An 8,079-nucleotide genomic window follows, 5' to 3' on the forward strand; every position below is an offset into this window, starting at 1 on the left:
GAATCTTTCGCCGGAGAAACTTTATTAGGGACTGTAAAACAGCCATTATTGAATTAGTCGCCAATGCATGGGATGCAGGTGCCACTGAAGTAAATATTGAATGGCCTGAAAGTGATGGCCAGAAATTTTCTATTGCTGATAATGTCACGGAATGACAGAGCAGCAATTTTTAACACGCTATAGAAAACTTGCGTATAACAGGTATAGAGAGCAGGGGCCTTACGCTGAAGTACCTCCTTTAAACATGGCAATTGTATCTAAACGTAAAACGTTTGGGCGAAATGGTAAAGGACGGCTGGCAGCATTTGCATTTGGTCAAAATTTTAAAGTCAGCACTTTCAGGGACGGTTGGGCAAATGTCTTTCAGGTTGATCGCGATATTGAACATACACTTGTATTTCAGAAAACTATTGATAGTAGAGAGGTGTCGGGACATGGTACGGAGATATTTATTGAGAATGCGGCCAAACCTAACCTTAGTAGTGAGGACGCCCGCAAGGAAATTGGTATGCGTTTTCTGACAGATCCATCATTGGTAAGTGTAAATGGCGTTTTCGTGACATTCAGGGACGTACCTGAGGAGAATATTAATTATCTGGAGGTGGAAGTGACGAATGTAGGGAAGTTCAGTATTAAAGTTATCGACGTACAAACCAGCGATAAACGACGCAGCAACATGGAATTGCCTGGCATGTGAAAAATCGTATAGTGGGAGAATGTACGTGGAAAGGTAGTGGTAGTGAGTATCTTATTGATGGAAGAAAGACCTTTGCTAAACGTTATATATACATAATCAACGCCGATTGTCTGGAAGAGGCGGTGTTACCTGATGGACAGGATTCTATCCTTCCAATGAGCGATATAAGAATGCCTTACCTGTTATACATGACAGCATAAAAGAACATCTGCTGGAATTATCGAAGAGCCAGCGGGAAGAGACTTTCAGAGAATAGAAGCAGCCAACAGAACTGCATTGACACAAATGGGGCTGGTCTCCCGCCAGAAATGGGAGCGATTCATGAAAAATGTACAGGAAGATTGTCCGCATTACTGCTGATGTGAAAAATTAGGTAGTTTACTTGCCAGATTAGAAACATCTGATTCCAAATATGAGTTGATATCAACTTTGGCGGGTCTTCTACTGAACAGTTGGAGGGGTTGACCAATATGCTGACAAAGTGGGAAATTGATTTTGCAAAAATTGTTTTAGATGAGATAGAGTACAGAACGATTCTCCTTGAGAAATTGCAGATGAAGCTATTAAGTGAATTAACTGATGAAGTGCAGGATTTACAACCATTGTTTCATCGGGCTCTATGGATTTTCGGACCAGAATATGAAACGATTGAATACACTTCCAATCAGGGAATGACAAAGGTTATTCAGGATTTATTTGGTGTTGACAGGCTCAAAGGCTCAAGAAACAGACCAGACTTTGCCATTTTGCCGGATAGCACAGTAGGTATGTATAGTTTTTCAAAATATGATATGGAAGGTGCTGAAATTGGCATTGATAGACTGACTATTGTAGAATTGAAGCGCCCCGGTGTATTAATAGATGATGAGCAGAAATCGCAGGCATGGAAATATGTAACAGAGTTATTAAAAAAGGCCTTCTAAAGAGTTACTCAAAAGTAACCTGCTTTGTGCTTGGATCTGACATTGATCCGACAGAAGACGGTGTTAGAATATAAAGACGGAAGCGTATTAATATGGGCACTTGATTATGACACTGTGATGAAAAGAGCAAAGAGCCGATTGTTGAAATTGCATGATAAAATAAGAAATGCGTCGTTTTTAGAAGATGTGAGAATTCAACAATATCTGATTGAAAAGGCTCAAAGTGAACTGGTCTTGTTTTGACCATCGGTTCTGCTGTTTACCCCTAAATAATTTCAAACCTTATCAGTCATCTGATAAGGTTTTTCATTTCCCCGCCTTCTCAACAAACAATATTCCGCCTTCTCAACAAAACATCCAACCCACCTTTCTCCCGAATTTTGCCCTAAACAAACCACTAAACAATGACCAACAGCTCAAACAACTACAACGGCGCTCTCCAACGCCCTGTCAACTCAGGCTTCGACGCCGCATCAACAGCAACTGACGTTATCAAAGGCCTCAACCTCCATGGAAAAGCAGCGATCATTACCGGTGGTTATTCAGGCATTGGTCTGGAGGCCGCAAAAACACTGGCTAATGCAGGTGTAGCAGTATACATTCCAGCCCGAAGCAGGGAGAAAGCAGAAAACAATCTCGCAGGCATCCCCAATGTAACAGTACTGGAAATGGACCTGATGGATCCTGCTTCAATAGACGCTTTCGCGGAGCAATTTCTGGCACTGAACAGACCTTTGGATATGCTGATCAATAATGCAGGCGTCATGTGGACGCCGCTCAGACGTGATGCCCGTGGGTATGAATCACAGTTCTCTACCAACCACCTCGGACATTTCCAGTTAACCGCCCGTCTCTGGCCGGCTATAAAAAGCGCAAAGAATGCGAGAATTGTAAACGTATCTTCCTGGGACATCACATGGCATCAATAGATCTGAATGATCCGAATTTTGACCATCAGCCGTATGATCCTTCGGTATCCTATGCAAGGGCGAAACAGGCGAATGTGTTATTTGCCGTAGAACTGGACAAACGGGCACAGGCACACGGGGTAAGGGCCTATTCTTTACATCCGGGGGCTATTGCGGTGACCGACCTTGGCAGGGACATATCTGAGGAAGGTTTCAGAGCGCTGGGCGTTTATGACGAGGAGGGCAATTTCCGCCACGATCCTTACAATGGATATAAGACGCTGGGTGAAGGTGCATCTACTACAGTGTGGTGCGCTACAAGCCCTAAACTGGCAGATATAGGGGGCGTATATTGTGAGGATACAGAAGTCGCTCGGATCGATCAGGCCTGGCAGGGCTTCAAATCAGATAAGTTTGAAATGACCAAAGGGGTGACAGCTGAAGCCGTAAACGGTGAAAAGGCACAGCAACTCTGGACACTCAGCGAACAATTAACTGGTATCACATTTACCGTAGCCTGATCAAAGAAAGGAACGCACGGGTTCAATAAGAATTTGTGCGTTCCTTTGTACTATCAAAAGCGATCGATCATGTCATCATATTGGACTTTACCACAGGAGATCATGCTGCCTTGTATACAGGATAAATACTTCCAGCACGAAGTCATTTCCGGGGACCACAGCTTTGGACACCTCATTTCCGGAGAAGTGAAAGCAAACGTGGGAGACCAGACTTATATCTTAAAACCGGGCGACACATGGTTCGTACCGCGTAATCAACTGGCCACCTTTTTCAAATCTTCCAAAGACGGACAGCCTTACAAATCGGTAACGATCTGTATCCGGGTGGAGCGTCTGAAAGAATATTACAGCCGACATGAACCCGTCATGGTACCTGATCTGCATCACGGCATCCGGCAATATGAGACACATCCGCTGCTGCAAAGCTTTTTCGGCTCCCTGCTGCCTTATTTGATCTCGAAGAGGGGGTACCACCTGCCATCGTTGCTGTCAAAATAGAAGAGGCCATCACCGTACTCCGTACCCTTGACAAAACAATTGATCGCTGGTTGGCTAATTTCTCCGAACCGGGTAAACTCGATCTCGCTGACTTTATGGAGAAGAACTTTATGTTCAATATGCCCCTGCAGCGCTTTGCCTACTTCACCGGCCGTAGCCTGACCACCTTTAAGACAGACTTCAAAAGGCATTCCAGATAAGTCCGCAGCGCTGGCTGACACAAAAGCGGCTGGAACTGGCCCATTATCACCTGACGGAAAAGAAACGCAGACCTGCGGATATCTATCTGGAAGCCGGATTTGAAAATCTCTCACACTTTTCCTTTGCCTTCAAAAAACATTTCGGATACTCGCCCGTCGAGGCGACCGCCCGTAATATCTACTAGAACAGATAACTGACATGAACCATCGCCCTGTTTCCCGCCTTGACGCGTTGATCAGCTAACTCCTGTGAAATCACCGGTTGATAGTTCGCGCCCACAGAAAAGGTCCGGAACGTAACTTCAATACCTGCGGTCGCCAGTAAAGAATGTCCGCCGGATACATCCACCTTGTACTTGCCGGCTTCCGTGTCTTTGGTGCAGTCTCCAGTAAGAAACCCGCATTAGGTGCAATGGTGAACTGGTCCGCCAGCCTGAACTTGTAATACGCCAGCAGATTCGCGGTGAACTTATTCCCATAACGATAATCATACTTGTTATTCGTATTCAGCTTATAACTCACATTCGCATTCACACCAAAGTCCATCAGACGCACATCATACATGACATTGAATGTAAAATCTGTACTGGCAGTTCCCAGCTGAAAGTTGTTAGGTGTATCCTCATTCTCCTTTCGCTCAGCTGGCTCGTATTTACCAGTAGGAGCCTTGATGCCACCACCGATCCACAGTGACTGTACGAGTAGTTTGTTGTGGAATATGACATTTTTTGTGTCCAGCAACTGATAATACCCCACAATAGCAATATCCCCGATACCGGATTTATTCATCGTAATTCCCTGATTCTCCCGGCTGTTGAAGTTCAAAGGAACAAATCCCAATACCCTGAACCGCTTCCCGATATTCCAGCCACCCCAGACCTCCGTCGTCTGATAGGTTTCGTCCGTTGTTAGATAAGAAGTAGTACCACCGGGTCCCAGATGCGAGCGTAAGGTTTTATATGATAGCGTACCCCCAGAAATCTCTTTTTGAAATCAGGTAACAGCCCTATATAATAACTTCCCACTCCACAACCGCAGATATCACAGGCACGGGTTTCATACAACACTGCCAGCAGGCATATCATCAGCGTCAATAGTTTTTCATCATCAGTGATTTATTTATTGCGATTCTTCAGAAAAACGCTTGTCCGTAATAAAGTGCCGGTCGTTAAGCGTATTCAGAAACGCTAAGAGATATTGTTTATCATTCGCAGATAAAGGAATGCCTAAGACTCCATTCTGTCTGAGCAAAGGATCCAAAGTAGCCATGTCCTGTACCTCCGAACTGTAATGATTAAATACCGCATTTAAAGTATACATCCGGCCGTCATGCATGTAAGGTGCTGTATAAGCGAGGTTCCGCAGACTGGGTACTTTAAACTTATATTTGTCATCGGTATTCAGCGTAACCGGATAACGTCCTTCATCATTATTCGGCCCTGTACCAATACCATTGTTCCGGAACGATTGATCCGTAAATAACGGCTCCTTGTGACAACTACTGCATTTCTGCTGAAAGAGCGTATATCCCTGCTGCTCCTCCTGCGTAAACGTCACGCCCTGTTTGCGCATGACACTGTCGTATTTAGATTGGTCGCTGACCAGCATCACCATAAATTGCGAAAGTGCCTTCATCATCCGCGCAGTTGTTATCTCTTCCGTGCCAAACGCCTTTTTGAACATAGCCGGATAAGGTGCCGTGTTTCTTAGCTTATTCAACACGTTCTCAACCGTTTCATCCATCTCAACCGGATTAGTGATCGGTACTACCGGTTGCAGATCCATATCAAATACACCGCCATCCCACATAAAAGGGTGTTCCACGCGAGATTCATAATAGGAGGGGAGTTGCGACTACCTAAACGGTCGTCTATCCCATGACTCACATCATGACCATGATGGGTAAATGCAGCTGTTTGTAAATGACAGAAGCCACAGGACACCGTGTTGTTCTGGATAGGCGGGATTCATAAAACAATTTCCTGCCCAATTCAAAACCTTCCTGCGTAACCGGATTATTTTCCAGCTTATACAGGCGAAGGAAAATGCGCCGGTTTTTTGAAGCCGATGAAAGCCAGTAACTGGTCACTCTTACTACAGGCCAGTAGTAAAAATGCAAATCCCGTGATCAGTATTAATTGTAATCGATGCATAACAGGTCTTAGTTTTCAGTATGATCATGTGTAAACATGTTGACATAATTGCCGGCTACTTTCATGCTGAATTCACTGAACATCACCGTCGGATTACTGGCAATGCTCACGTTCGTCGTACCATTGAACATTTTCAGTACATCTACCATCAGATGTACATTTGACTCCCTGTCTGCTCTTACTTTCGCCACGCCTCCTGCAGTCAGATCCACTGTAATCGTTTTTACGTTGTTAAGTGTTGGTGCATTATAACCGCCAAAGCCACCAATATGGTACCTGAACTTATGTTGTCCGCTGGGATCAAGCGGCGCCACACTGGAAGTACCCTCCATTTTGAAGAAAATATATCCGCTGTTCCAGCCCCAGTACATGCCATCATCCATGCCACCTGTAGGTCGAGTACGCCTGTCCGCTTGCTGATATCCATCGTGCTGCGGAGACTATCCACACCCAACACAAACTTAAGCGGCATATTCTCCCACAGGCACCTGTACCTTTACAAACTGAGAAGCTGCATTGTCTTCTGCTATCAGGAAGTAGCTGCTGTCCTGCGGAACAACGTATTCCTGTCCGCCGCTTGTTTTTACTTTATATTGCTGATAAAATAACGAAGTAGTGATACCTTGAAATCTTCTCCCGCAGCGTTAGTATAAGTGCCGGTATTTAATTGCAGGTTTTTGTCTCCGACAATATTGTCAAACTGAATAGACAGTGTTGCTTTTTGATTCGTATCAATAACCGGAGCGACATTGTCTTTCCCACAAGAAGTAAATACGCTGGATAACAGCGCCAGTGTCGCAATGCATTTGTTGATGTGTTTCATTGTATTATTTATTTGATTGAATGATGATGATGTTCCGGTCAGTAGGGCACTAGTATCCCGTTTCCGTAGGTATGTTTTTTACGGAAGCGGATGCAATGATGATAATTTTTGTTACTGATAGTGACTATAGCATTTCCGGTCACTTATGGGCAATACTATCTCTGTCCCGTATACGCATGCGTTACGGAAGCCACTACAAGTTTATCGCCTTTGTTATGGCATATTCATCTGCAGGAGGTCTCCTGCAGCATGTATTCGTCAATAAGGGCAATAGTTATTCATCTCCGTATATGCGTGCATTACGGAAATAAACAAGGTAGATCATACTGATGATCGTCAGTAATGATAAAAGAATAGCAGCCCTGATAGCAGCTGTTTACATCGAAAGCCACTAACAGATGCTAAAAAACGAATAGAAATGGAAAAGCTGATTAGCAGGAAAGTAAAGCCCCGGGCGGATGGAAGATAGTAAACGCCTGATCAACAGGAGTGCCGATACAAGCCGGGTTATTATAGTTTGTGTGGAAAGTTTTGTAAGCCGGGGTCAGATCTGCAACATAAAAAGACGCATCGTAGAAAATCTCGCTTTTGTTGTCTGCCCTGCGTTCCGGGTTATCTGATCCCTTTTTTTCTTCATTCAATTGCTTCTTCAATGACATCGGCCATTACAGTGCAATTGAGGCTTATCCTTGTTCTCACAAAGATTCTGTGCAATATATTCCTGATTTAGATAGAATTCAAACATCACAAAATAACGGCCGGAGAGCTGGCAGAGCCAGATCATCATCAGCAAGACCGTTATGAGTTGTTTGCGCATCAGCAGAAATAAATGGTTATACGGAAGCAAAGCTATTAATAAAAAGACTAAATTCAGATAAAACTGCACTTCTTTTTGTTCGGTAGAAGATATAGGAAGTATCTATATTAAAGACGGTCTGGTATTTAACCAGACCGTCTTATTTTATTTAATAACGTGTAGTAAACGCCTGTAAGCAATGGTGATCAATAAACCTGTTTATTATCCCATATATGAGTAACGGACTGTACACGTCCATCCATCCATAGTCAGCATAAATCTGTTGTCTGAACCGGGGAATATGTGCTGCATCGTTTACGTTGAAAGTTCTGTAAGTTGCTTCTGTAGCCATCTTTGGGAAATAAAAGCTCTGCGTTTTCTTTCTGAAGGAATCAACTGCTATGCTGAATTGATTAAACTGGTGCCAATGCGTACCGGCAAAACCTGCCAGCTGCTCCTGTAATGTCAGCGCCGGACTTAATAATTGCAATGTACGTATAGCAGCCTGTTGCTTTTCAATCTGCCCATATAACTTACGTTCTGCCACTTCAGCCGCCGCA

Annotated in this window: 15 protein-coding genes and 1 pseudogene; 9 read left to right on the forward strand and 7 right to left on the reverse strand. The window is 44.1% G+C overall.

Annotation, left to right across the window (positions count from 1 at the left end; genetic code table 11):
* The first annotated feature begins 47 nt into the window (after positions 1-47).
* The 9 genes from FEF09_RS35270 (at position 48) to FEF09_RS34445 (ending at position 3,932) form a co-directional block, all read left to right on the forward strand.
* A complete protein-coding gene (locus tag FEF09_RS35270; RefSeq protein ID WP_409994916.1) occupies positions 48-155 on the forward strand; it encodes an ATP-binding protein in 108 nt (35 codons plus the stop codon).
* Between the two features lie 89 nt (positions 156-244).
* Positions 245-697: a hypothetical protein gene (locus tag FEF09_RS30200; RefSeq protein WP_222597314.1), complete on the forward strand. Its 453-nt coding sequence runs from the start codon at positions 245-247 to the stop codon at positions 695-697.
* Complete coding sequence (locus FEF09_RS30205; RefSeq protein ID WP_146308612.1) at positions 694-897, forward strand: hypothetical protein; 204 nt, start codon at positions 694-696, stop codon at positions 895-897. Before FEF09_RS30200 ends, FEF09_RS30205 begins: the two co-directional genes overlap by 4 nt.
* A gap of 261 nt (positions 898-1,158) precedes the next feature.
* Positions 1,159-1,620, forward strand: coding sequence for a hypothetical protein (locus tag FEF09_RS30210; protein WP_146308614.1), 462 nt, complete (start codon positions 1,159-1,161; stop codon positions 1,618-1,620).
* Between the two features lie 404 nt (positions 1,621-2,024).
* Entirely contained in the window at positions 2,025-2,549 is a 525-nt protein-coding gene (locus FEF09_RS34425) for an SDR family NAD(P)-dependent oxidoreductase (protein ID WP_261387973.1), read from the forward strand.
* Positions 2,537-3,049 (forward strand): hypothetical protein, encoded by a 513-nt coding sequence (locus tag FEF09_RS34430; RefSeq protein ID WP_261387974.1) that lies wholly within the window; start codon positions 2,537-2,539, stop codon positions 3,047-3,049. The genes FEF09_RS34425 and FEF09_RS34430 overlap by 13 nt, the downstream gene beginning before the upstream one ends.
* A 69-nt stretch (positions 3,050-3,118) precedes the next feature.
* Positions 3,119-3,547 (forward strand): AraC family ligand binding domain-containing protein, encoded by a 429-nt coding sequence (locus tag FEF09_RS34435; protein WP_261387975.1) that lies wholly within the window; start codon positions 3,119-3,121, stop codon positions 3,545-3,547.
* 50 nt (positions 3,548-3,597) lie between these two features.
* The gene (locus FEF09_RS34440) at positions 3,598-3,747 is read left to right on the forward strand and encodes a hypothetical protein (RefSeq protein ID WP_261387976.1); all 150 of its coding nucleotides are present in this window, start codon (positions 3,598-3,600) and stop codon (positions 3,745-3,747) included.
* Between the two features lie 35 nt (positions 3,748-3,782).
* The gene (locus tag FEF09_RS34445; RefSeq protein ID WP_261387980.1) at positions 3,783-3,932 is read left to right on the forward strand and encodes a helix-turn-helix domain-containing protein; all 150 of its coding nucleotides are present in this window, start codon (positions 3,783-3,785) and stop codon (positions 3,930-3,932) included.
* Positions 3,933-4,002: 70 nt separating this feature from the next.
* Here FEF09_RS34445 and FEF09_RS32580 read toward each other — a convergent pair whose 3' ends face one another.
* The 7 genes and pseudogenes from FEF09_RS32580 to FEF09_RS30245 form a co-directional block, all read right to left on the reverse strand.
* A complete protein-coding gene (locus FEF09_RS32580) occupies positions 4,003-4,587 on the reverse strand; it encodes a transporter (protein ID WP_222597315.1) in 585 nt (194 codons plus the stop codon).
* A gap of 279 nt (positions 4,588-4,866) precedes the next feature.
* Positions 4,867-5,690, reverse strand: a pseudogene (locus FEF09_RS30230) (cytochrome-c peroxidase).
* 84 nt (positions 5,691-5,774) lie between these two features.
* Positions 5,775-5,900, reverse strand: a complete 126-nt coding sequence (locus FEF09_RS34455; protein WP_261387979.1) for a hypothetical protein — start codon at positions 5,898-5,900, stop codon at positions 5,775-5,777.
* A gap of 8 nt (positions 5,901-5,908) precedes the next feature.
* On the reverse strand, positions 5,909-6,283 hold the full coding sequence (locus FEF09_RS32585; protein WP_222597316.1) for an MbnP family protein: 375 nt from the start codon (positions 6,281-6,283) through the stop codon (positions 5,909-5,911).
* A gap of 200 nt (positions 6,284-6,483) precedes the next feature.
* Entirely contained in the window at positions 6,484-6,723 is a 240-nt protein-coding gene (locus FEF09_RS32590) for an MbnP family protein (protein WP_222597317.1), read from the reverse strand.
* Between the two features lie 431 nt (positions 6,724-7,154).
* Positions 7,155-7,382 (reverse strand): hypothetical protein, encoded by a 228-nt coding sequence (locus tag FEF09_RS30240; protein ID WP_146308616.1) that lies wholly within the window; start codon positions 7,380-7,382, stop codon positions 7,155-7,157.
* Positions 7,383-7,688: 306 nt separating this feature from the next.
* Positions 7,689-8,079, reverse strand: a 391-nt coding sequence (locus FEF09_RS30245; protein WP_146308618.1) for a DUF3526 domain-containing protein, incomplete at its 5' end; no start/stop codon positions are given.

Origin of the sequence: Chitinophaga pinensis (assembly GCF_007896845.1) — a bacterium.
Taxonomy (GTDB): domain Bacteria; phylum Bacteroidota; class Bacteroidia; order Chitinophagales; family Chitinophagaceae; genus Chitinophaga; species Chitinophaga pinensis_C.

Bases quoted from the DNA above. Each gene is read 5' to 3' on its own strand.
- FEF09_RS30200 (WP_222597314.1), top strand. From the start codon at position 245: ATGGCAATTGTATCTAAACGTAAAACGTTTGGGCGAAATGGTAAAGGA.
- FEF09_RS34425 (WP_261387973.1), top strand. From the start codon at position 2,025: ATGACCAACAGCTCAAACAACTACAACGGCGCTCTCCAACGCCCTGTC.
- FEF09_RS34430 (WP_261387974.1), top strand. From the start codon at position 2,537: ATGGCATCAATAGATCTGAATGATCCGAATTTTGACCATCAGCCGTAT.
- FEF09_RS34435 (WP_261387975.1), top strand. From the start codon at position 3,119: ATGTCATCATATTGGACTTTACCACAGGAGATCATGCTGCCTTGTATA.
- FEF09_RS34455 (WP_261387979.1), bottom strand. From the start codon at position 5,900: ATGCATCGATTACAATTAATACTGATCACGGGATTTGCATTTTTACTA.
- FEF09_RS32585 (WP_222597316.1), bottom strand. From the start codon at position 6,283: ATGGATGATGGCATGTACTGGGGCTGGAACAGCGGATATATTTTCTTC.
- FEF09_RS32590 (WP_222597317.1), bottom strand. From the start codon at position 6,723: ATGAAACACATCAACAAATGCATTGCGACACTGGCGCTGTTATCCAGC.
- FEF09_RS30240 (WP_146308616.1), bottom strand. From the start codon at position 7,382: ATGTCATTGAAGAAGCAATTGAATGAAGAAAAAAAGGGATCAGATAAC.